Annotated in this window: 19 protein-coding genes and 1 other annotated feature; all 19 genes read left to right on the top strand. The window is 48.8% G+C overall.

What is annotated here, in order from left to right; all coding sequences use genetic code 11:
* Positions 1-12: 12 nt before the first annotated feature.
* The 19 genes from yfmF to purB all read left to right on the top strand — a co-directional run bounded on the left by yfmF (position 13) and on the right by purB (position 24,116).
* Positions 13-1,293, top strand: a complete 1,281-nt coding sequence (gene yfmF / locus CAFE_RS13445; protein WP_066650472.1) for an EF-P 5-aminopentanol modification-associated protein YfmF — start codon at positions 13-15, stop codon at positions 1,291-1,293.
* Positions 1,293-2,576 carry an EF-P 5-aminopentanol modification-associated protein YfmH gene (gene yfmH / locus CAFE_RS13450; RefSeq protein WP_156990935.1) on the top strand — a complete coding sequence of 428 codons (1,284 nt, stop codon included), beginning with the start codon at positions 1,293-1,295 and terminating at the stop codon, positions 2,574-2,576. Before yfmF ends, yfmH begins: the two co-directional genes overlap by 1 nt.
* A gap of 90 nt (positions 2,577-2,666) precedes the next feature.
* Complete coding sequence (gene lgt / locus CAFE_RS13455) at positions 2,667-3,740, top strand: prolipoprotein diacylglyceryl transferase (protein WP_066650468.1); 1,074 nt, start codon at positions 2,667-2,669, stop codon at positions 3,738-3,740.
* Entirely contained in the window at positions 3,724-4,596 is an 873-nt protein-coding gene (gene folD, locus CAFE_RS13460) for a bifunctional methylenetetrahydrofolate dehydrogenase/methenyltetrahydrofolate cyclohydrolase FolD (protein ID WP_066650466.1), read from the top strand. Before lgt ends, folD begins: the two co-directional genes overlap by 17 nt.
* Before the next feature lie 4 nt (positions 4,597-4,600).
* Positions 4,601-6,457 (top strand): 1-deoxy-D-xylulose-5-phosphate synthase, encoded by a 1,857-nt coding sequence (dxs, locus tag CAFE_RS13465; protein WP_066650464.1) that lies wholly within the window; start codon positions 4,601-4,603, stop codon positions 6,455-6,457.
* Positions 6,454-7,272: a TlyA family RNA methyltransferase gene (locus CAFE_RS13470; RefSeq protein ID WP_066650462.1), complete on the top strand. Its 819-nt coding sequence runs from the start codon at positions 6,454-6,456 to the stop codon at positions 7,270-7,272. The genes dxs and CAFE_RS13470 overlap by 4 nt, the downstream gene beginning before the upstream one ends.
* Positions 7,269-8,183 (top strand): NAD(+)/NADH kinase, encoded by a 915-nt coding sequence (locus CAFE_RS13475; RefSeq protein ID WP_066650461.1) that lies wholly within the window; start codon positions 7,269-7,271, stop codon positions 8,181-8,183. The genes CAFE_RS13470 and CAFE_RS13475 overlap by 4 nt, the downstream gene beginning before the upstream one ends.
* Entirely contained in the window at positions 8,128-8,577 is a 450-nt protein-coding gene (gene argR, locus CAFE_RS13480) for an arginine repressor (protein ID WP_066650460.1), read from the top strand. Before CAFE_RS13475 ends, argR begins: the two co-directional genes overlap by 56 nt.
* 5 nt (positions 8,578-8,582) lie before the next feature.
* Positions 8,583-10,268, top strand: a complete 1,686-nt coding sequence (recN, locus tag CAFE_RS13485; protein ID WP_066650609.1) for a DNA repair protein RecN — start codon at positions 8,583-8,585, stop codon at positions 10,266-10,268.
* Between the two features lie 31 nt (positions 10,269-10,299).
* Positions 10,300-10,535 (top strand) — a binding site (T-box leader).
* 54 nt (positions 10,536-10,589) lie between these two features.
* On the top strand, positions 10,590-11,828 hold the full coding sequence (tyrS, locus tag CAFE_RS13490; protein ID WP_156990936.1) for a tyrosine--tRNA ligase: 1,239 nt from the start codon (positions 10,590-10,592) through the stop codon (positions 11,826-11,828).
* 264 nt (positions 11,829-12,092) lie between these two features.
* Positions 12,093-13,418: a type I glutamate--ammonia ligase gene (gene glnA / locus CAFE_RS13495; protein ID WP_083210299.1), complete on the top strand. Its 1,326-nt coding sequence runs from the start codon at positions 12,093-12,095 to the stop codon at positions 13,416-13,418.
* 39 nt (positions 13,419-13,457) lie between these two features.
* On the top strand, positions 13,458-14,000 hold the full coding sequence (locus CAFE_RS13500) for an ANTAR domain-containing response regulator (RefSeq protein WP_066650457.1): 543 nt from the start codon (positions 13,458-13,460) through the stop codon (positions 13,998-14,000).
* 12 nt (positions 14,001-14,012) lie between these two features.
* Positions 14,013-14,846 (top strand): diaminopimelate epimerase, encoded by an 834-nt coding sequence (gene dapF, locus CAFE_RS13505; RefSeq protein ID WP_066650455.1) that lies wholly within the window; start codon positions 14,013-14,015, stop codon positions 14,844-14,846.
* A 56-nt stretch (positions 14,847-14,902) separates the two neighbouring features.
* Positions 14,903-16,126: an LL-diaminopimelate aminotransferase gene (locus CAFE_RS13510; RefSeq protein WP_066650453.1), complete on the top strand. Its 1,224-nt coding sequence runs from the start codon at positions 14,903-14,905 to the stop codon at positions 16,124-16,126.
* Positions 16,127-16,169: 43 nt separating this feature from the next.
* Complete coding sequence (locus CAFE_RS13515) at positions 16,170-17,246, top strand: carbamoyl phosphate synthase small subunit (RefSeq protein ID WP_066650451.1); 1,077 nt, start codon at positions 16,170-16,172, stop codon at positions 17,244-17,246.
* The gene (gene carB / locus CAFE_RS13520) at positions 17,243-20,461 is read left to right on the top strand and encodes a carbamoyl-phosphate synthase large subunit (protein ID WP_066650449.1); all 3,219 of its coding nucleotides are present in this window, start codon (positions 17,243-17,245) and stop codon (positions 20,459-20,461) included. The genes CAFE_RS13515 and carB overlap by 4 nt, the downstream gene beginning before the upstream one ends.
* Before the next feature lie 19 nt (positions 20,462-20,480).
* Positions 20,481-21,185 carry a phosphoribosylaminoimidazolesuccinocarboxamide synthase gene (gene purC / locus CAFE_RS13525; RefSeq protein ID WP_066650448.1) on the top strand — a complete coding sequence of 235 codons (705 nt, stop codon included), beginning with the start codon at positions 20,481-20,483 and terminating at the stop codon, positions 21,183-21,185.
* A 19-nt stretch (positions 21,186-21,204) separates the two neighbouring features.
* Positions 21,205-22,665 carry an amidophosphoribosyltransferase gene (purF, locus tag CAFE_RS13530; RefSeq protein ID WP_228725068.1) on the top strand — a complete coding sequence of 487 codons (1,461 nt, stop codon included), beginning with the start codon at positions 21,205-21,207 and terminating at the stop codon, positions 22,663-22,665.
* 20 nt (positions 22,666-22,685) lie between these two features.
* Entirely contained in the window at positions 22,686-24,116 is a 1,431-nt protein-coding gene (purB, locus tag CAFE_RS13535; protein ID WP_228725069.1) for an adenylosuccinate lyase, read from the top strand.

The raw sequence follows: 24,116 nt of genomic DNA on the forward strand, positions 1-24,116 counted from the left end.
ATGAAATCAATAATGACAGGAATTGAACAGCGGGCTGTTTGCAGCGGCGTGAATTTCCGCAGCATACGGGATGATCGTTTTAAAACAATCCGCATGTCCGTTCATTTTTTATGGCCTCTTGCAAAAGAGACCGTTTCTGAAAATTCCATTCTTCCTTTTCTGCTCAGTCGTGCAAGCAGAAAATATCCTGATTTCTCAAAATTAAACGCACATCTGGCCGAACTTTACGGAGCGGTACTGGATGCAAATGTACAAAAGCTTGGGGACATTCAGGTTCTATCCGTTTCAGCATCCGGAATTGCGGACCGTTATTCCTTGAACGGGGAGAGTGTTTCCGCAGAATTGGCCAAGCTTCTGTGCAGCATTATATTTGACCCGCCGTTGGAAAACGGCCTTTTCCCCGTTCAGGGCTTTGAACAGGAAAAACGCCAGCTGATCGAAATGGTGGACTCTGAATTTAACGATAAGCGCATGTATGCCAAGCTGAAGTGCGAAGAGTTAATGTGTGCAAAGGAACCTTACGGGATCGGCCGCTGCGGAACCAGGCAGCAAATTCAGGAGTTGAAACGCGAGGACCTGACTCAGGTATGGGAAAACCTGATTCACCGTGCAAAAGCTGAGATTATGGTTTTGGGTGATTGCGACCCGGAACCCGTTTATCAGGATTTTTACGCCGCGTTTCAAAATCTTGCCAGAACTGATTCTGTTGATTGCCCGAATCAGTCAGTGCCGTCGGCAGCAAGCGCCGCCGAAACCACTGAAAAAATGGATGTTGTGCAGTCGAAGCTGGTCATGGGATTCCGCACCGCGTGCGCGGAACCTGATGCCGGCGTTCCTGCCATGAAACTTTTTAACGCGCTCTTCGGCGGTACTCCAAGCTCAAAGCTGTTCTTGAATGTTCGGGAAAAACTGAGCCTATGCTATTACTGCAGTTCCCAGTTTAACCCCATGAAAGGCATTCTGCTGGTTCAAAGCGGAGTGGAAACAAAGAACATCGACCGGGCAAAGCAGGAAATTCTCAATCAGCTGGAAGAGGTTCAAAAGGGCAGCTTTGATGAAAATGAGCTGGCGGCAGCCAAATTGAGCCTTTGCAACAGCTACCGCACCTTGTCGGATTCCCTTGACGGACTGGAAGCCTGGTATTTATCCCAGACGTTCCGTCCAAAGGTTAAAAGGCCTGAGGAAGAGGCGGAGCTGGTAAACGCCGTCACAAGAGAACAGGTGATTGAAGCCGCGCGGAAGTTAACCCTTGACACGGTATATCGTCTGGAAGGAAGCGGGGTGGAAGCCTGATGGATTGGCTGAAAAAAATCACAAGCGAACGTACCGGAGATTTCTATTATACCGGAAAGCATTCCTCCGGACTTACGGTTACTGTTTATCCAAAGGAAAAAAACAATTCGACCTACGCGATTTTCGGTACAAAATACGGGTCGATTGACAACTGCTTTAAAACCGCTCAGGAAAGCGAGCCTCATCGGGTCCCGGCCGGAATTGCTCATTATCTGGAGCATAAAATGTTTGAAAGCGAAGACGGGGACGCTTTTAAACGCTTCGCGAAAACCGGCGCGTCGGCAAATGCCTACACGTCGTTTGACATGACCTGTTATTTATTTTCCTGCACGGAAAACGTCTATGAATCCCTGAAGATTCTTCTTGATTTTGTTCAGTCTCCGTATTTTACGGAGCAAACCGTGCAAAAAGAGCAGGGTATCATTGGTCAGGAAATTAAAATGTACGACGATGACCCGCAGTGGAGGGTCCTTTTCAATCTCCTTGACGCTCTCTACCAAAAGCATCCGGTCAGAACAGATATCGCCGGGACAGTAGAAACGATCGCTAAAATTACGCCGGATTTATTGTATCAATGCTATCATACTTTTTATAACCTCAACAATATGGTGCTTTGCATCGCCGGCAATGTTCAGCCGGATCGGGTTGCGGAAATGTGCGACGAAATGCTAAAGCCCGCGCAGCCCGTTCAGATTGATCGGATTTTTGAACAGGAGCCCGACCATATCGTTAAAGCTAGAGTGGAACAAAAGCTCTCTGTTGCGGTGCCGCTTTTTGAACTTGGTTTTAAAGAAAAAGTCTCATCGAAACGTCCTTCCGTAAAAGAGATAGCGGAAACCGAAATACTGCTTGAGGCCATTTCTTCCAACGCAAGTCCCTTATTCCGCCGCCTGCTGGACGCGGGTTTGATTAATGAAGCTTCGTTCGGCAATGAGTATTTTGAAGGTCCCGGTTACGCATCCGTGATTTTTTCAGGTGAATCAAAAGACCCGGAACAGGTTGCTCAGGAAATTAAGCGGGAAATTGAAAACGTTCGGAAAAACGGTTTTGACCGAAGAATCTTTGAATGTGCGAAAAAGGCGGTGTACGGCAGAAATATCGCTTCGCTCAATCATGTGGGCAGCATAGCAAATTCACTCGTCTCTCTTGCCTTTTCCGGCCGTGAGTTATTCCAGTATATTGACGCCGTCGCGCAGACGGATCTGAATTCCGTGATGGCCAGGCTTGAGAATCAGCTGCATTCGGAATTTTCATCGCTTTCTGTCATTTTCCCCAATCAATAATAAACTAAAACCTCCGGAGCTTTCCACGCTGAAGCCCGGCGGGTATCATCTATTAAAAACCTGTGCTGCGTGGAGAAATGGTGGTATAAGATGTATCATGTTCAATTCCCGGGACTTGGTATTAATGTTACCCTGGATCCCATCGCTTTTAAAATTGGCAATCATCCGATTGCCTGGTACGGAATCATTATCGCAACCGGATTCCTCCTGGCTTTTCTTTATGCATTGCAAAGCTGTAAAAAATTCCGGGTTGACCCGGACCGTTTTGTCGATGTTGTCATGGTCGGAATTATTTTCGGCGTAATAGGAGCCAGGCTTTATTATGTCTTGTTTGATTCAAGCAGCCAGTATATTGAAAATCCTATCAGCGTTTTTTATATCTGGAACGGCGGACTTGGAATCTATGGCGGAATCATCGGTGGTTTGCTGTTCGGCTCCTTGATGGCAAAGCTCCGCAAGCTCAGTATCCCTGCTGTTCTTGATCTGGCTTCACTAGGTTTTTTAATCGGACAATGCATCGGGCGCTGGGGCAATTTTGTCAATCAGGAAGCTTTTGGAACAGGAACCAACCTGCCTTGGAGGATGATTAGTGAGAACACGGATCTCGTTTCAGCAGCCGGAGTGCATCCTTGCTTCCTTTATGAATCGTTCTGGTGTCTGCTTGGCTTTATTCTGCTACATATTTTCAGCAGAAAATACAGAAGATACGACGGGCAAGTTTTTTTACTTTACACTCTCTGGTACGGCGTTGGGCGGTTCTTTATCGAAGGTCTGCGAACCGACAGCTTGATTACTCCGGTCATCCCGCTGAGAGTGTCTCAGGTTGTTGCGGCTGCCGCCGTAATTGCAGCCATCGTACTTCTGATTGTATTCAGAAACAGAACGGTTTTGACCGGCTGCGGTTCACGCAAAATTATGGAACTGAATTCTATTGTCGATGAAGTAAAACCGGAAGAAATCGAAGAAACATACACAGACGACGGGACAAGTACGATTTTTGATTCCGCGGAGCAAGCCAGAACTTATATGAACGAAGAATCTGAAACAGCCGACCAAACCGAAAGCGACTCTGAAGATAAGCCGCAGGATGCGCCGGCGGCGGACGCTTCTTTACAGGACGAAAAAGCCGGAGGGGAGGAAACAAAAGATGGCGAAGCTGATTGACGGCAAGGCAATTTCTGCGCAAATCAAAGCGGAAACAGCTTTGGAAGTTCAGGAATTGAAGGACAAGGGCATTATTCCCGGTCTGGCGGTGGTTCTGGTTGGCAATGATCCGGCCTCCCAGACTTATGTAAATCTGAAAGAAAAGGCCTGCGCTGCGGCTGGAATTTATTCAGAGAAATACGCATTGCCCGCAAATACCCACCAGGACGATCTTTTTGATTTGGTAAACCGGCTGAATCACAAAAAAGAGATTCACGGCATTTTGGTACAGCTGCCTCTTCCCGATGGTTTGGATGAAGAATCCGTCATTGAGACGATTGATCCCTGGAAAGATGTCGACGCATTTCATCCTTCCAACGTCGGAAGAATTATGATTGGTAATTATCGTTTTCTACCGTGCACACCTGCGGGAATCATGGAAATGCTGCATCGTGAGAAAATTTCTGTTGCCGGTAAAAAATGTGTGGTTGTGGGACGGAGCAATATTGTCGGCAAGCCAATGGCAATGCTTTTGCTGCACGACAACGGAACCGTTACCATTTGCCACAGCAAAACAAAAGATCTCGAGGAAATCTGCCGCTGCGCCGATGTTCTGGTTGCCGCCGTCGGCAAGCCGAAATTTATTACCGCCGATATGGTAAAGCCGGGCGCATGTGTGGTCGATGTGGGAATGGATCGTGATGAAAACGGCAAGCTTTGCGGAGACGTTGATTTTGAGCCGGTCAGCAGACTAGCTTCCTACATCACGCCGGTTCCAGGCGGAGTCGGTCCCATGACAATCGCGATGCTTCTTCGGAATACGGTTACGGCCGCAAAAATCCAAAACGCGATTCCGGACCGCCAGAAAGTCTGCTGACTGTATGGGCAGCCTCTTAAACTCAGTCCGTTCTCCAAAGGATCTGCAGCAGCTGACGCCGGAGCAGTTGCCTCAATTATGCGCAGAGATCCGTGAAAAAATAATTCAGACCGTCTCCACTAACGGAGGACATCTGGCATCAAATCTCGGGGTTGTGGAACTCACGGTTGCGCTGCACCGGGTTTTTCATTCACCGGAGGACAAAATTGTCTGGGATGTCGGACATCAGGCTTACACACATAAAATGCTGACCGGAAGACTGGACCGGATCGGGACGATACGGACACGCGGAGGACTTTCCGGGTTTCCCAATCGTCAGGAAAGCCCTCATGATCCATTGACTTCCGGGCACAGCAGCACTTCCATATCGGCGGCACTGGGCATCTTCAAAGCAAAGGAACTAAAGGGTGACGCGGGCCACGTCGTCGCTGTAATCGGGGACGGCGCGCTGACCGGCGGTCTTGCTTATGAAGGGATGAATAACGCGGGCCGGCTTCACAAAAATTTTATTGTTATTTTAAACGACAATAAAATGTCAATATCCCGCAATGTCGGATCCATGGCGCGCTATCTCGCGCGAATTCGTACAAAGCCGTCCTATTTTAGAATCAAAGGTAATATTGAAAATACTCTTGATCATATTCCGGGAGTAGGAAGACCATTTCGGCATGCCTTGACGAAATCAAAATCCATTCTGAAACAACTTCTGTATAACAGCACGATCTTTGAGGATATGGGTTTTTACTATTACGGTCCGTTTGACGGACACGACACGGAAAAGCTGATGGAAGTCTTTCAAAATGTCAAAAGTATTCCGCACCCCGTTTTGATTCACGTTCTAACACGGAAGGGAAAGGGATATTCCTATGCGGAGGAAAATCCCAAAGCCTTTCACGGGGTTTCCTGCTTTAATGTCGAGACCGGGAAAGCGGTAACGGCTGCGGGCAGTTTTTCCTCGGTTTTTGGCAGCAAACTCTGTTCTCTTGCCTCTGAGGATGAAAGAATCTGTGCCATAACGGCCGCAATGCAGGAAGGCACGGGTTTATCAGTCTTTTCGCAAAAGTACCCGGAGCGTTTTTTCGATACCGGTATCGCGGAAGAACACGCCGTTACGTTCGCGGGCGGGCTCGCCTGCGGAGGAATGCTTCCTGTGTTTGCGGTTTACTCCTCGTTCCTGCAAAGGGGATACGATCAGCTGATTCATGATGTTTCCCTGCAAAGGACAAAAATCGTTCTTGCGGTTGACCGTGCCGGAATTGTCGGGGAAGACGGTGAAACACATCAGGGAATTTTTGACGCTGCTTTTCTGAAAACGATTCCTGGTATCACTATTTACTCTCCTTCCTATTATGATGAGCTTCAAAGCAGCATGAGACAAGCCCTTTACGATTGCGATGGACTGGCTGCGGTTCGTTATCCCCGTGGAGAACAGCTTTTTCGACCGTTTGATTTTCATGGGAGTCGTAAAGCCTATTGCCTTTACGGCAATGAATCCGCTGACATTGCACTCATTACTTATGGCAGGCTCTTTTCAAACGCATGTCAGGCGCTGTCCCTTTTGAAAGAAAGAGGGATTGAGGCCAGAATTATAAAGCTGAACCGGATCTTCCCAATCGACCGGGAAGCCATCCGGGAGGCACTGAAAGCAAAGGCTGTTTTTTTCTTTGAAGAAGGAATTGCACAGGGCGGCATCGGTGAACATTTTTCTTTTCTTTTGAACCAGGCCGCTTATCAAGGCAGGTTTTATCTCCGTGCGATCAACGGTTTTGTGCCGCATGAAACGATGATGCAGGCTTTGGAACAGCTTGGGCTCAGCGCCGGAGAAATGGCAGAATTGATTGTATCGGAGTGCTCGGATTGATTGAGAAAAAAAGGCTTGACTGCCTGATTTTTGACCAGGGCTATACGGAAAGCAGGGAAAAGGCCAAAGCGGTCATTATGGCCGGAAAAGTGTATGTAAACGGACAGAAACAGGATAAGGCCGGGACGATGTTGCCGCAGGACGTTCAAATTGAGGTTCGCGGCGACCGGCTGCCCTACGTAAGCCGTGGCGGTTTGAAGCTGGAAAAAGCTCTTGCATCTTTTCCGATTGATCTGAAAAATAAAGTGGTAATGGATATCGGCGCTTCAACCGGCGGTTTCACAGACTGCATGCTTCAGAACGGAGCAAAAAAGGTATATTCCATAGATGTCGGGTACGGTCAGTTGGCGTGGAAGCTGCGTACCGATTCCCGCGTGGTCAATCTTGAGAGAACCAATGTGCGTTATCTGACCGAAGAACAGATTCCGGAACCAATCGATTTTTTCAGCGTGGACGTATCTTTTATTTCTCTGCGTTTGGTTTTGCCGGTAGCTCACCGGTTTCTGGCGGCAAACGGCCAGGCCGTTTGCCTGATTAAGCCTCAGTTTGAGGCCGGCCGGGAGAAGGTAGGAAAAAAAGGAGTCGTCCGGGATAAAAGGGTACATGTTCAGGTAATTGAGCGAGTGATCAGCTTTGTGAAGGAAATCGGATTTTCTGTTCTTGGCCTGACTTTTTCGCCTGTTAAGGGGCCGGAAGGAAATATAGAATACCTGTTATCCCTTCAAAAATCCGATCTGCCCTCGGACTTTGCGCCGGATATCGCTTTATTGGTCGAAGAATCCCACCGGGAGCTGAATGGCGGTGAATCAAAATGAATGTCGCGGTGATTCCAAACCTGAGCAAAGATCATGCCGGACGCCATACGCAGAAACTCATTCAAAAACTGCGGGAACTTGACATGAATGTGCTGATGAAAGCGGAACTCCAACCAACCTTTCAGAATGCGGAAGCCGTTTTTTTCAATAACATGGCTGAGATGGTTCGGTCCTGTGATCTCATCATTGCCGTCGGCGGGGACGGCACCATCATTCACTGTGCCAGAAACGCCGCAGTCGCCGGAAAACCGATTCTCGGAATGAATACCGGAAGGCTTGGGTTTATCGCCGGTTTAGAGACTGATGAGCTGGACAGCCTGATGAAACTCAAAAATGGGAATTACTGCGTTGAGGAACGAATGATGCTGGAAATCCGGGTGAATGACAATGGTACGCCCAAGGTTTTTACAGCATTAAACGATGCCGTTGTCGCACGGGGAGCACTTTCGCGGATTCTTGATTTAAAGGTCAGACTGGACGATGCCAGAGTATGCGATTACCGCTCCGACGGTTTGATTATCGCGACGCCGACCGGTTCCACGGCGTACTCATTATCCGCAGGGGGACCGATTATCGACCCGGAACTGAGCTGCATTCTTCTTTCTCCTATCTGCCCGCACTCTTTGCTGAGCAGACCGGTGGTTTTTGGTCCGGGTGCAAAACTGTGCGTTCAGGCTCATTCCGACTACGAGAGTGAAATAATCCTTACGATCGACGGTGAGATATTTATCAAAATTCCGGACGGCACCAAAATCGAATTTTCCAAAGCGCCCGGCACCGTTAAAATAATAAAATTGAAAGACAGTAATTTTTACGAGATCGTAACCGATAAACTTGGAGAGAGGAGAAATGAGCATGAAAGAACGACGGCATGCGAAAATACTGGAATTAATCGGGAAATATTCCATTGATACGCAGGAGGAATTACTTCGCCGTTTACGCGATGAAGGCTATGAGGTGACACAAGCTACAGTTTCCCGCGACATTAAGGAGCTTCGTCTGATCAAAACGCTGACGGCAGGCGGCAAATACAGATATACGGTTGGGCAGGAGGAAGCGAAAGATTACACCACAAAATTCTATTCGCTTTTTTCCGACGCTGCTTTGTCGGTGAGATTTGCACAGAATATGATTGCCATAAAGTGCCTGACCGGAATGGCCAACGCTGTCTGTGCCGCAATGGACACCCTTCACTGGGAGAATATTGTTGGCACCCTCTCAGGGGACGATACCATTTTTATTCTGATGAGCGATGAGAACGCTGCGGAAGGGCTGTCTGCGGATCTGAAAAAATTTATCAGGTGATTGCCATGCTGACACAGCTTTATATTGAAAACATTGCCGTGATCGAAAAGGCGCGAATCGAATTCGGCGCCGGCTTTAATGTTCTGACCGGTGAAACCGGAGCGGGTAAATCCATTGTCATTGATTCCATCAATGCGGTCCTGGGAGAAAGGACTTCCCGGGAATTGATCCGCACGGGCGCAGACCACGCCCTGGTTTCTGCCGTATTCGAACTGAAAGACGGATCCGCGGTGCAAAAGCTGGAGGAATCGGGCTATTCTGTGGAAGAAGACGGAACTTTGATACTCCAGCGTGAAATCTCATCTGACGGCAAGTCTTCCTGCCGAATTAACGCGCGTCCCGCCACGGTTTCCGCCCTTAAGGGGATCGGCAGTATGCTGATTAACATCCATGGTCAGCACGAAAGCTACGGCTTGCTGTCGCCTGAATTACATATCGCTTATCTGGACAGCATGGGGCTGCCTGAAGCGCTTTTGAAACGCTACCGGGAGGCTTTCCATTCCATGCAGAATATGAAGGCAAGCCTGGATTCCAGTAAAATGGACCAGTCACAAAAAGCGCGGCAAATCGACCTTCTGACTTATCAGATCAATGAGCTAGAATCGGCGAACCTTCATCCGGGCGAGCAGGAAGACCTGAATCGTCAAAAGAATCTGTATCGGAATTCAGAGCGCGTTGCGCAGGCAATTTCACAGGCAAAGACCGCATTGAGCGGGGATGAGGAGACCGCCGGGGCGGTTTCGGCCGTATCGGATGCTGCCGATGCGCTGAACACCGCGGAAAACTATCTTCCCGAACTGCACGGTCTGGCGGAACGGCTGCAGGCGATTTCTTATGATCTGGAAGACTGCAGCGATGAAATGCGGAATTTTTCATCTCTGTTGGAGTATGATCCCTCGGAGCTGGACGAAATTGAGGCCCGGTTGGATTTAATTTACCGTTTGAGCTTAAAATACGGCGGTTCCGTCGATGAAATGCTGGAATACCTCGAAAAATGCAGGCAGGAGCTGAACGCAATCCAGCTTTCGGATGAAAACGCGGAGAAATTTAGAAAAGAATATCAGAAGTACCGGTTACAGGCGGAATCCCTGGCAACGGAACTGTCCGAATGGCGCGCCGGCGCGGCGGACCTTTTTACCCAAAAGGTGAAAGAGGAACTTCGTTTTCTGAACATGCCGAACGTATTGTTTGAAATCCGGCGGGAACAAGTCCCGATGAATGAAACGGGCTGCGATCGGATTGAATTCTATCTCTCAACGAATGCGGGAGAACCGGCGAAACCGATTGCAAAGGTGGCGTCGGGCGGCGAACTTTCGCGAATCATGCTTGCCATCAAAACGGTCCTTGCCGGCAGGGACGATATCGGCACCTTGATCTTTGATGAAGTGGACACAGGCGTCAGCGGCAGCGCGGCACAAAAGGTCGGGTTAAAGCTCCGGGAGGTATCGGGAAACCGCCAGGTTATTTGCGTGACGCACCTGGCCCAAATCGCCGCGCTTGCGGATACCCATTTCTTGATCCGGAAACAGGTTCGCAATCAGCGTACCTTCACCCAGGTTGACCGTTTGGACCGGGAAGGCAGACGGCAGGAACTTGCGCGTATTATGGGCGGAGAACAAATCACCCCGTTGATGCTGCAGAATGCCGAGGAAATGCTGCGCATGGCGCAAAACGATTCTTCGGGGTCTTGACAGGCACCCGAAAACATCTTATAATTTCCTTTGAACAGCTGAGAAGGGAAGAAGTAATCCGAAGCAAGAGTTCAGAGAGCCTGCGTTGGGTGCGAGCAGGTACGATCGCCGGATGAAATACATCCCGGAGCCGCCGAATTGAAATGCTAGTAGGTTCGGCCGTGAAAACGCACGTTACAGCGCGTGGGTATGGACTGTACCCGTAAGGCCGCTTCCGTGAGGAAGACGGTAAACTGAGGTGGTACCGCGGAATTTTCCGCCCTCTGCAAAAAATTGCAGGGGGCTTTTTGATTGTCCCCTGATAAAATGGAGGAACTCAAAATGGGTGTTTTTGAAATTTTGGAAGAACGAGGTCTGATTGCGCAGACAACGGACAGGGAAAAAGTCCGCCATTTGCTCAATGAAGAAAAAACCGCGTTCTATGTCGGGTTCGATCCGACTGCGGACAGCCTGCACGTAGGCCATTTTATTCCGATCATGGTCATGGCGCATTTGCAGCGCGCCGGGCACACTCCAATCGCGTTGTTTGGCGGGGGAACCGGCATGGTTGGCGACCCGTCCGGAAAAACGGATATGCGTAAAATGCTGACGGAAGAAGAGATCGCGCACAACATCTCATGCTTTCAGAAGCAGATGTCAAGGCTGATTGATTTTTCCGATGACAAGGCAATTATGGCAAACAATGCCGACTGGCTCACAAACCTGAATTATATCAATTTCCTTCGGGATATCGGCGTCTGCTTCTCCGTAAACCGCATGCTGAGCGCAGAATGCTATAAGCAAAGACTGGAACGCGGACTGTCCTTTTTTGAAATGAACTATATGATTATGCAGAGTTATGATTTTCTGGAGCTGAACCGCCGTTACGGCTGCAGGCTTCAGTTGGGCGGGGACGACCAGTGGAGCAATATTATCGGCGGCGTAGAGCTGATCCGCCGGAAGGAAAACCGGGAAGCTTATGGCATTACCGTTACCCTGCTGACAAACAGCGAAGGCAAAAAGATGGGTAAAACGGAAAGAGGCGCCGTGTGGCTGGATCCTCAGAAAACTTCTCCGTTTGAATTCTATCAGTACTGGAGAAACGTCGGGGACGCCGATGTGCTGAAATGCCTGAAAATACTGACCTTTGTCCCGATGGAGCAGATCAATGAATTCGCCTCGCTTTCAGGGGAAAAGCTAAATCCCGCAAAGGAGCTTCTGGCTTTTGAGGTAACAAAACAGATTCATGGCGAGGAGGAAGCGATTAAAGCAAGAGACGGGGCACAGGCTCTGTTTGGAAGCAGTTCCGATACGGAGCATATGCCGACCACGGAAATCTCATCTTCCGACCTTTCGAACGGAACCATCGGAGTTCTGGATCTGCTGATCAAGGCAAAACTTGCTTCGTCACGCGGCGAAGCAAGAAGGCTGGTCGTTCAGGGAGGTATCTCCGTTGATGGCGAAAAGGTGTCGGACCCAGCGTCCGTTTATTCAAAAGACGACTTTCAGGAAAATGAAAAATCTTGTCTGATTCTTAAAAAAGGCAAAAAAGTCTACCATAAAATTGTTTTGACACACTAAGCCGAGCCTGTTTGGAATGCTTCCAAACAGGCTTTTTCATCTTCACATGAAAGCACTCTTTTGCATTTGATTCGAAAAAAAGCTGCAAAAACAGGGAAAACCTCTGGAAATGTGTCAGATTTTGTGCATTAAAATGAAATCGCTCTTTCAATTCGAAAAAGATTGACACGGCTTTTGAAAAAGCATAAAATTATAGATATAAGTCTGAAAAGAGATACCTGACAAAAACAAGTCCCATACTTTGAGGTTGTTTTGGGAGGGGTGATGACGGCACACATGGAAAAAAATGACATGATCCGCGTTTTGAACGAAAATCATACCGACTTTTTAAGCCTTCAGTTTACCGATATTCCAGGATCTTTTAAAAATGTGACCATTTCCGCCGATCAGATCGAAAAGGCTTTCAATAATAAATGCATGTTCGACGGTTCTTCCATGGAGGGTTTTGTTCGAATTCAGGAATCGGACATGTATTTGCATCCCGACCCGGACACTTTTCTGATTTACCCATGGAACACGCAAAGCGGTCAAGCCGCACGGCTGATTTGTGAAATTGCCCTGCCTGACGGGACTCCATATGCGGGGGATCCCAGGCACGTGCTGAAACGCGCGTTGAAAAAGGCCGCCGATCAGGGTTTTACTTTTTTTGTCGGAACGGAGTGTGAATTCTATCTGTTCCAGACGGACGAATTAGGTCACCCGACAACCGAAACAAATGATACCGCCGGATATTTCGATCTTGGCCCTTTGGATCAGGGTGAAAACGCAAGGCGCGATATCTGCCTGAACCTTGAGCAAATGGGATATGAAATTGAAGCGTCTCATCACGAGGCCGCGTTCGGGCAGCACGAGATCGACTTCAAATATGCGGAGGCGCTGACTGCTGCGGACCGCTTTGTCACATTTAAAATGGTGGTTAAATCCTGTGCAAATGAAAATGGACTTTACGCCACTTTTATGCCCAAACCTGTTTACGGACGCGCGGGTTCCGGAATGCATATTAATCTTTCGCTGTTTCGGGACGGTCAAAATGCCTTTTATGACGAGTCCTCACAGAACGGACTCAGTCATATCGCCTTGAATTTTATCGCCGGCCTTCTGCTGCATATAAAAAGCATCTGCGCGGTTACAAACCCATTGGTTAATTCTTACAAAAGAATAATTCCGGGCGGGGAGGAAGCCCCCAGTTTAGTCGGCTGGTCCGCAAATCGCAGGGGCACCTTGATTCGGCTTCCCGCTTCACGGGGAAAGAGTACCCGGATCGATTTGAGAAATCCCGACCCAACATGCAATCCATATCTGTCTTTTGCATTGCTTCTTTCCGCCGGTATGGATGGAATAAACCGCGATCTGCTTCCGCCTCCTTCCATCGCTTCGGGGGAATCTTTTGAGAAAATTCAGAAAAACACGGATGTTTTGCCGGCGGATCTTGGAGAAGCGGTTCAGTTTATGAAAAGCGATCCTTTTGTGAAAGAGGTTCTTGGCGATCTTGTGTTTCATAAATATGTGGAAGCAAAAGAAGAAGAATGGCGGCAATATTCTACTTCGGTAACAGAATGGGAACTGCGCCGTTACTTAAACCGGCTCTAGATTCAAGCACCACATCCTACCCCTACGGAGTTGTTAACTATGAGCAGCATTGTCGTAGCGAATTCGAATCCGGATTATGCGAAAAAAATAGCGTCTGTCCTTCGATCAAGCGGCTTATATGTGGGCGGCGTCTGTACAACCGGTGCTCAGGTGATGGAATTTACCAGTAAGCATTATCATGGCGGCGTTGTGGTATGCAGTGTAAAACTGAGGGATATGCCTGCCGTAAATCTTCCTCGCGTGGCGGGTGCCTCGTATGATTTTCTTTTTCTGGTCAGTTCACAGCTCGCTTCTATGAGTGAATCCTTGGAACAAGCTACTTTGATGCTTCCAATCAACAGGATGAATCTGATTTCCACTGTAAATATGTTTTTAAATCTGTCGGACTATACTTCTCTCAATATCAAAAAGAAACTGGCGGCGGGAAATTTAGACGAAAAGCAACTCATTAAAAACGCAAAGGATCTATTGATCGAACGTAATAATTTTACCGAACCGCAGGCGCATCGTTTTATGCAGAAGAAAAGTATGGATACCGGAAAAAAGATGGTCGAGACAGCCTTGATTATTTTAAATTCATAAGGAGGACTGCAGATGAATTTTACAAAGATGCAGGGGATCGGCAACGATTATATCTATATAAACTGTTTTCAAGAGAAAATTGGGAACCCTTCTGAAATTGCCGTCAAATTGAGCGACCGCCATTTCGGCGTTGGTTCCGACGGCATTATTTTAATTCAGCCGTCTTTGGCTGCCGACTGCAAGATGGATATGTACAACGCCGACGGTTCCCGTGGGAAAATGTGCGGAAACGGCATTCGCTGTGTCGGAAAATATGTTTATGAACGCGGCATTGCAAAAAAGGATATACTCACAGTGGAGACGCTTAGCGGCGTTAAGACATTACATTTGGATCTCGACGGCGGTCAGGTGTCAGCGGTTGAGGTCAACATGGGAAAACCGGTCCGGAAAGCTTCCGAAGTTCCCGTGCTTTTTTCAAAAGACCGTGTTTTGAACGAACCTGTTATCGTTGACGGAAAAGAGTACCGGATCACATGCGTTTCTATGGGAAATCCCCACTGTATTGTTTTTGTCGACGATGTTGATTCCATAAAATTAGAAAAAATCGGGCCTTTATTCGAGCATTACCCAATGTTTCCCGACCGGGTCAATACGGAGTTTGTACAGGTTTTGGGAAAGAATGAATTGAAAATGCGGGTCTGGGAACGCGGTTCCGGCGAAACCCTCGCCTGCGGAACCGGCGCCTGCGCGGCCGCATGTGCCGCCGCATGGAATCAGTTTGCTGAGCGCCAGATAAAAATTCATTTGAAGGGCGGGGATTTATCCATCCGCTGGGACGGCAATTCCGATGAAATTTTCATGAAGGGACCAGCGAAATTTGTCTTTGACGGAACGGTAGAAATATGATATCATATTCATTCGGAATGTATATTCTGAATCGCTTGTGAAAGGAATGGCTGATTTTGCTAAAAATTAATGAGAATTTTGTGAAGCTGCCCGCAAGCTACCTCTTTGTGGATATTGCGAAAAAAGTGCAACTTTTTTCGCAGCAGCATCCTGAAAAGGAAGTTCTTCGTTTAGGGATCGGCGACGTGACCAGGCCTTTGCCGAAATCCGTGATCCAGGCAATGAAAGACGCCGCGGAGGAAATGGGGAGCTCGGCCACCTTTCGCGGATATGGCCCCGAGGCTGGATATTTATTCTTAAGAGATGCAATCTGCAAGAATGATTACCAAGGCAAAGGGATCGAGATAGACCCCGACGAAATTTTTGTCAGTGACGGTGCAAAATCTGATACGGGAAATATCGGCGATATCTTCGACCGTGAGAATACCGTAGCGGTCTGTGATCCGGTTTATCCCGTTTATGTTGATACGAATGTCATGGCGGGACGAGCGGGGGATTATTCGGCCTATGCCGGTTGGAGCAAAATCATTTATATGCCTTGTAAAAAAGAAAACGGATTTCTGCCGGAGCTGCCGGAAGAGAACGCTGATATGATTTACCTTTGTTTTCCAAATAACCCAACCGGAATGGGAATTCACAAGGATGAGCTAAAAAAATGGGTCGATTATGCTTTGGAGCGTCATTCCGTCATCCTGTATGACGCCGCTTACGAAGCATTCATCACGGACCCGGAAATGCCCCACAGTATTTATGAAATCGAAGGCGCCAAAAAATGTGCGATCGAATTCCGCAGCTTTTCCAAAACGGCCGGATTTACCGGGGTTCGCTGCGCGTTCACGGTGATACCGAAAGAGCTCACCTTTAACGGAATTTCTTTAAATCGGCTCTGGGGACGCCGTCAATCAACGAAAATGAACGGTGTTTCCTATATAGTACAGCGCGGAGCGGAAGCGGTCTATTCCGAAAAGGGAAAGCGCGAAGTCCGTGAAAATATCGCCTACTATCAAAATAACGCAAAAATCATCCTGAACGGTCTGGCTCATGCTGGATTTGAAGTATACGGCGGAGTTAATTCGCCTTATATCTGGCTGAAAACACCGGAACGCCTTTCTTCCTGGGAGTTCTTCGATCTTCTTCTGGAAAAAGCAAATGTTGTAGGAACACCCGGCTCCGGCTTTGGACAGGCAGGCGAGGGATATTTCCGTCTGACCAGCTTTAACACGACGGAAAACACGAAGGAAGCCGTTGAGCGAATTATTAAGTCCTTTTCCGCCGCTTAATTAGGACATTGAAAACAGATATTAAGAAATGGTTGGTGATAGAATGAAAGCACTGCTGATGCTTGAAAACGGCATGACTTTTGAGGGATTGGGTTTTGGCGACGAACACGACACCCTCTGTGAAGTCGTTTTCAACAGTGCAATGTGCGGTTATCCAGAACTCCTGACAGATCCGTCCTATGCCGGGCAGGGCGTTGTGATGGCATATCCCCTGATTGGAAATTACGGGGTCTGCTACGACGACATGGAATCCGTTAGGCCGTGGGTCTCCGCGTATATTGTTCACACTCTTTCCGAAGTACCGAGCAACTTTCGCTGTGACGTTGACCTGAATACATTTCTAAAGAACAACCATATTCCCGGCTTGCAGGACGTTGACACAAGAACTCTGACAAAGGTGCTGCGTGAAAGCGGAACAATGCGAGGGATGATTGCTTACGGGGATCATATTGACGCGGACACGATGAAAAATAAAATCCGGTCCTTTACCCTGAACCCGACCGTTCCGATTGTCAGCTGTCAAGAAAGCTCTGTTTACGGCGACGGGCCGATTCGTGTTGCGTTGCCCGATTATGGAGTGAAGAATAACATTATTCGTTCCCTTGTAAAACGCGGATGTACGGTAAAGCGTTTTTCATACGATACTTCTTTTGAAGAGATGATGGAATTTAAGCCGGATGGAATTATGCTGACGAACGGTCCGGGAGATCCGAAGGACTGCAAAAAATCTATTTCCGAACTCAAAAAAGTATACTCATACGGGATTCCCACTTTCGCGATCTGTCTCGGACATCAGCTGATGGCGCTTGCCATGGGATTCGATACTTATAAATTAAAATACGGCCATAGAGGAATTAATCACCCTGTCAAGGATCTTTCGGAGAACAGGGTCTTTATCACTTCCCAGAACCACGGCTATGTGGTGAATGGCGAAACAATTGATCCTTCAGTTGCGGACATTCGTTTTATCAGTATGAACGATGGCAGCATTGAGGGATTAACTTATAAAAGCGGTAAAGTATTTTCCGTGCAGTTTCATCCGGAGGCCTCGCCGGGTCCTCTCGACACCGGTTTTCTTTTCGATAAGTTTATCACCCTGATGGGAGGGAGCCGTCTTTGAGCAAGAGACAAGATATTAAAAAAGTCGTGATTATCGGTTCCGGGCCAATCATTATCGGTCAGGCCGCGGAATTTGACTATGCAGGCACGCAGGCCTGCCGCGCGCTTCGTGAAGAGGGAATAGAAGTTGTCCTGATTAATTCGAACCCCGCGACGATTATGACGGACAGGCAGATCGCGGACAAGGTTTATATTGAACCGCTGACGATTGAAACCATCAAGAAAGTGATTCTGAAAGAGAATCCCGACAGCATTCTTCCGACTCTGGGCGGACAAAATGCGCTGAATCTGGCGGTTGAGCTGGAAGAATCCGGTTTTCTGAAACAGAATCACGTGGAAATGATCGGAACGGATGCCAATACGATTCGTATGGCGGAAGACCGCGAATTGTTTAAAGAGGCCATGGAACGCATCCGCCAGCCGATGGCGGAAAGCTCTATCGCGGAAAATATGGAAGAATGCCTGAATGCCGCTCAGAAGATCGGGTACCCGGTTGTCGTGCGCCCCGCATACACTCTGGGAGGAACCGGCGGCGGCATTGCGGCGAACGAGGAAGAGCTGATCAATATCGCTACGGTCGGTCTGCACAGAAGCCGCGTCCATCAGGTTCTGATTGAACGCTGCATCGCAGGCTGGAAAGAAATCGAATATGAAGTAATGCGGGATAAAAACGACAACTGCATCACGGTCTGCAACATGGAAAACGTCGACCCGGTCGGCGTGCATACCGGTGATTCCATCGTTGTCGCACCCTGCCAGACGCTTGCGGATAAGGAACTTCAGATGCTGCGCAGCGCAGCGCTCTCCATTATCCGGGAGCTGAAAGTGGAAGGCGGCTGCAACGTCCAGTTCGCACTAAATCCGGACAGCTTTGAATATGTGGTCATTGAGGTAAACCCCCGCGTCAGCCGCTCTTCCGCTCTGGCATCCAAGGCGACCGGCTATCCCATCGCGAAGGTGGCTTCAAAAATCGCGCTCGGCTATACGTTGGATGAAATTCCGAACGCGATTACGAAAAAAACATTTGCCTGTTTTGAACCGACACTGGATTACTGTGTTGTAAAAATTCCACGCTGGCCTTTTGACAAGTTCGTTTTTGCCAAGAGGATTCTTGGGACACAGATGAAAGCCACCGGAGAGGTTATGGGCATTGCGCCGGACTTTGAAGCCGCGCTGATGAAAGCAATCCGCTGCTTGGAACAAAATGTTTACAGCCTGATAGATTCTTCCTTCGCCGCGCTCTCTGACCCGGAGCTGGAAAAGAGGCTGCACGTCATCGATGATCGCCGTATGTGGGCGGTCGCGGAAGCGCTGCGGCGCGGTGTTTCCTTTGACCATATCTTTGAAATTACAAAAATTGACCGTTGGTTTTTACAGAAATTTTATAACATCATTCAGGTAGAAAAAGAACTCGCTCAGAGGGAACTGGATTACAGCCTGCTTCTAAAAGCCAAAAAATACGAGTTTATGGATAAAACCATTTCCGAACTGTGCGGCAAAAGCGTTGAAGAAATTCGCTCGTTTGAAAAAGAATGGAAGATCCGCCCGGTTTATAAAATGGTCGATACCTGCGCCGCGGAGTTTGACGCGGAAACGCCCTATTATTATTCCAGCTATGGAACCGGGAACGAATCCGTTCCGCAGAAGGAACGGAAAAAGATACTGGTAATCGGGTCCGGTCCGATTCGAATCGGGCAGGGGATCGAATTCGATTTCTGCTCCGTACACAGCGTTTGGGCACTGAAGGAACTGGGCTATGAGACGATTATCGTAAACAACAATCCGGAAACCGTCAGCACGGACTTTGATGTTGCCGACAAACTTTATTTTGAACCGCTGACGGAGGAAGACGTTCTTCATATCGTCATGCTGGAAAAGCCGGACGGCGCGGTCGTTCAATTCGGAGGCCAGACCGCGATTAAACTGGCGCAGACGATTGAAAATATGGGCGTTCCTCTGCTTGGAACCAATTATGACAGCATCGACGCCGCGGAAGACCGCGAACGGTTCGACGCCATTTTGAATCGGTGCGGCATTCCGCGCGCGGAAGGCCGAACGGTATTCACCTGTGACGAAGCGATCGCAGCCGCGCGGGAACTGGGTTACCCGGTATTGGTTCGGCCCTCTTATGTTCTGGGCGGACAGGGAATGCAGATTGCTTACTCCGACGAGGATGTGATTCAGCAGATCGGCATCATTAACCGTGTGGCGCAGGAGCATCCGATTCTGGTCGACAAATACATTATGGGAATTGAAGTTGAGGTTGACGCTGTTTGCGACGGCACCGATTCCGTCATTCCAGGCATCATGCAGCATATTGAACGCGCCGGTATCCATTCCGGCGACAGCATCTCGGTTTATCCAGCCATTGGCGTTGAAAAAGAGATGCAGAATAAAATTGTGGAATATACCCGCCGCCTGGCAAAGTCGCTGAACGTGATCGGTCTTTTGAATGTTCAGTATATTGTGAAGGATCATGAGGTTTATGTGATCGAGGCCAATCCCCGTTCCTCCCGGACGGTTCCTTATATCAGCAAGGTTACCGGAATACCGATCGTACCGCTGGCAGTCGGAACTTTCTTTGGAAAAAAGCTTCCCGATATGGGGTATCATTACGGACTTCAGCACGAACGGGATCTGGTGGCCATTAAAATGCCGGTGTTCTCCTTTGAAAAGCTGTATGGGCAGGATGTAAACCTCGGACCAGAAATGAAGTCGACCGGTGAAGTGCTCGGGATTGCGCGCACCTATGATGAAGCGCTGATTAAGGCTTTCTACGGTGCCGGAGTGCATATGATTCAAAAGGGACATGTCATCCTCACCGTCAAGGACGGCGACAAGGAAGAAATGCTTCCAATCGCCAGCGGGCTGTACGATCTTGGCTGGAAAATATACTCTACAAAGGGAACGTCCGACTTTTTGAACGACCATGGAATCCCCACGATTCGAACCAAGAAAATCGGAGCGGGAAAGCCGGACATTCTGGACCATATCATTTCCGGGGAAATCGACCTGGTCATCAACACTCCGTCAAAAGTGGATGAGCATAAACGCGACGGATATATTATCCGCCGGAACGCCGTGGAAGCCGGTATCCCGTGCTTGACCTCCCTTGATACGGCCAATGCGTTTTTAAACTGTGCTCTTCATGCGGACAGTATGAATCTTTCGGTCATCGATATCACAAAAGTTTCAACTTTTTTAAATTTCATATAACGTCTGGAGGAGAATAAAAATGAAAAAAATGGAACAGCTCTACGAAGGAAAAGCCAAAAAGGTTTTCGCAACCGACGATGCGGATCTTTGCATTGTCGATTACAAGGATGATGCGACCGCGTTCAATGGTCAGAAAAAGGGAACCATTATCGGCAAGGGCGTTGTAAACAATAAAATGTCAAACTACCTATTCAAACTTCTGGAGTCAAAGGGAATTCCGACACATCTCGTGGAACAGCTCAGCGATCGCGAAACGCTGGTCAAAAAAGTGGAGATTGTTCCTCTGGAAGTGATTGTTCGCAACAAGGCTGCCGGAAGCATGGCAAAACGCCTTGGCTTAAAAGAAGGGACCGAGCTTCTTTGCCCCGTCCTGGAATTCAGCTACAAATGTGACGAACTCGACGATCCTATGATTAACGAAAGCCATGCTCTGGCCGTAGGGTACGCGACAAAGGAGGAGATTGATAAAATTTCTTCCATGGCGCTGAAAGTCAATGAGATTCTCTGCGAATTTTTCCGCTCTGTTAATATTGAGCTGATTGATTTCAAACTTGAATTTGGACGCTATCACGGAGAAATTCTGCTGGCCGATGAGATCTCTCCGGACACCTGCCGCTTCTGGGACGTAAACACGCATGAAAAGCTGGATAAAGACCGTTTTCGCCGCGACATGGGCGGAGTAGAAGAAGCATACCAAGAGGTCATGGGAAGAATCGGTTTATAAAAGAATGGATGGTGATCTTTTGAATTGTTCCGTTTCGGAACCTGATTACGGACATCCGCATGAGGAGTGCGGTGTGTTCGGCGTTTATTCCGACGGCACGCTGGACCCATCCTATGCTGCATATAACGGGCTTCTCGCTCTGCAGCACAGGGGGCAGGAAAGCTGCGGCATCGCGGTGAACGACAAGGGTGTTATTTCTTATTATAAGGATATGGGGCTGGTCACGGAAGTGTTTAGCCACGAAATTCTGGACAGGCTCAGGGGGCAGATGTCCGTGGGACACGTCCGGTATTCCACCGCGGGCGCAAGCGTAAGGGAAAACGCTCAGCCGCTTGTGATGCGTTATATCAAGGGAACCCTTGCGATTGCACACAACGGGAATTTGACGAACGCATTCGAGCTGCACCAGCTGCTCGCAAAACAGGGCAGTATCTTTCAGACTACCATCGATACGGAAGTATTCGCTTACATGATCGCACGCGAACGGGTCGAGGCTCCTTCCATTGAGGAAGCTGTTCATCGCGCCGTAAAAAAGGTACACGGCTCCTATTCCATGGTGATGATGAGTCCGCAGAAGCTGATTGGCGTGCGGGATGTTCACGGGTTCCGGCCGCTTTGCATCGGCAAAATCAACAACTCCTATGTCTTTGCGTCCGAGACCTGCGCGCTTGACGCCTGCGGTGCGGAATTTGTCCGTGACGTGCTGCCCGGCGAGATTGTTGTAGCGGATGAAAACGGCCTGCGTTCCATCCGCGATGAAGTAACGGAAAAGAAATCGCTCTGCGTTTTTGAATATATTTATTTTGCAAGAACGGACAGCGTCATAGACGGCATCAGCGTTTATGAAGCGCGGAAAAAGGCAGGGCGACTGTTGGCCCGTCAAAATCCGGTTGACGCGGATATTGTCATCGGCGTCCCGGAGTCCGGAATCGACGCCGCAATCGGTTACAGCGAAGAATCAGGAATTCCCTATCAGAAGGGAATTGTGAAAAACAGTTATATCGGGCGTACTTTTATCAAACCAAGTCAATCGGAACGCGAAACCAGCGTGAGAATCAAGCTGAATTCTCTTCATACCGCAGTAAAGGGAAAGCGCGTCGTCATGCTTGATGATTCGATTGTACGCGGCACGACAAGCGCGCGAATCGTATCCATGCTGAAAGAAGCCGGGGCGAAGGAGGTCCATCTCAGAATCAGTTCTCCTCCGTTTTTATGGCCCTGCTACTATGGAACCGATATTCCTTCAAAAGATGATTTAATTGCCTGTCAGCACAGCATTGAAGAAATCGGCAAAATGAGTTTTGCCGACTCAATCGATTTTCTGAAGCTTGAAAATTTGCCAAAAATGCTGGATGTCTCAGGGATCGGCTGCAGCGGTATCTGCGACGCCTGCTTTTCCGGAAAATATCCGGCTGAAATCCCGAATTACCTGGTTGCCCAGAAAAATTATGATTACTGCACGCCGATCAAACGGCTGTAATCCGCATGGAGGCCCAAAGATTGAAAAACACCTATGAAACGCCGCTGTCTGCCCGGTATGCAAGCAGCGAAATGAGCTATCTGTTTTCTCCGGATAAAAAATTCCGCACATGGCGAAAGCTCTGGATCGCCCTTGCTCAGGCGGAACGTGAACTCGGTCTGAATATTACTCAGGAACAAATCGACGAAATGATCGCCCATCAGGACGATATTAATTACGAAGTGGCACGGGAACGTGAAAAAATCGTTCGTCACGACGTTATGTCCCACGTCTATGCTTACGGGGAACAGTGCCCGAAAGCAAAACCGATTATCCATCTGGGCGCCACTTCCTGCTATGTAGGCGATAACACGGATCTTATCGTCATGACGGAGGCGCTCCGTTTAATCAGGGACAAGTTGGTCGGCACGGTCCGTATTCTATCCAAATTCGCTATGGAATATAAAGATCTGCCGACTCTGGCGTTTACCCATTTTCAGCCGGCCCAGCCCACAACGGTCGGGAAACGCGCGACCCTCTGGATTCAGGATCTGCTCATGGACCTGGACGATGTGGAATATCTGCTTTCGCAGGCAAAACTGCTTGGTTCCAAAGGAACGACCGGAACACAGGCCAGCTTTCTGGAGCTGTTCGACGGCGACCATGAAAAAGTAAAACGCCTCGATGACCTGATTGCCGAAAAAATGGGTTATCCGTCGTGTTTTGCCGTTTCCGGACAGACCTACACCAGAAAACTTGACAGCCGCACCCTTTCCGTGCTAAGCGGAATTGCTCAGAGTGCCGCGAAGTTTTCCAACGACATTCGTCTGTTGCAGCACCTGAAGGAAGTTGAAGAACCGTTTGAGAAAAATCAGATTGGTTCCTCCGCCATGGCCTATAAGCGCAATCCGATGCGAAGCGAAAGAATCGCGTCGCTGGCCCGCTATGTGATTGTCGACAGCCTGAATCCCTGCATTACCGAAGCGACGCAGTGGTTTGAACGCACGCTGGACGATTCCGCGAACAAAAGGATCAGTGTTCCTGAGGCATTTCTGGCGGTTGACGGAATTCTGAACCTCTATGAGAATGTTGCGGACGGTCTGGTTGTTTATCCCAAGGTGATTCTCCAGCATTTGAGCAGAGAACTTCCGTTTATGGCCACGGAGAATATTATGATGGACGCGGTGAAACGCGGAGCGGACCGTCAGCAGCTTCACGAAAGAATCCGTGTGCATTCCATGGCCGCTTCACGGCTTATAAAAGAAGAGGGCGGAGAAAACGATCTGCTGGACCGGATCGCAAACGACCCGGCTTTCGGCGTTACCAGAGAGGAACTGGACCGAGTCGTCAGTCCGGAGCGTTTTGTCGGCAGAGCTCCCGAACAGACGGAAGACTTTATCTGTGATATTGTACAGCCGATTCTGGAACAATATCTTCAGGTGAAAGAAACGAAGCCGGATATTAACGTTTAA

The sequence above is a fragment of the Caproicibacter fermentans genome (genome assembly GCF_009746625.1).
Classification (GTDB): domain Bacteria; phylum Bacillota; class Clostridia; order Oscillospirales; family Acutalibacteraceae; genus Caproicibacter; species Caproicibacter fermentans.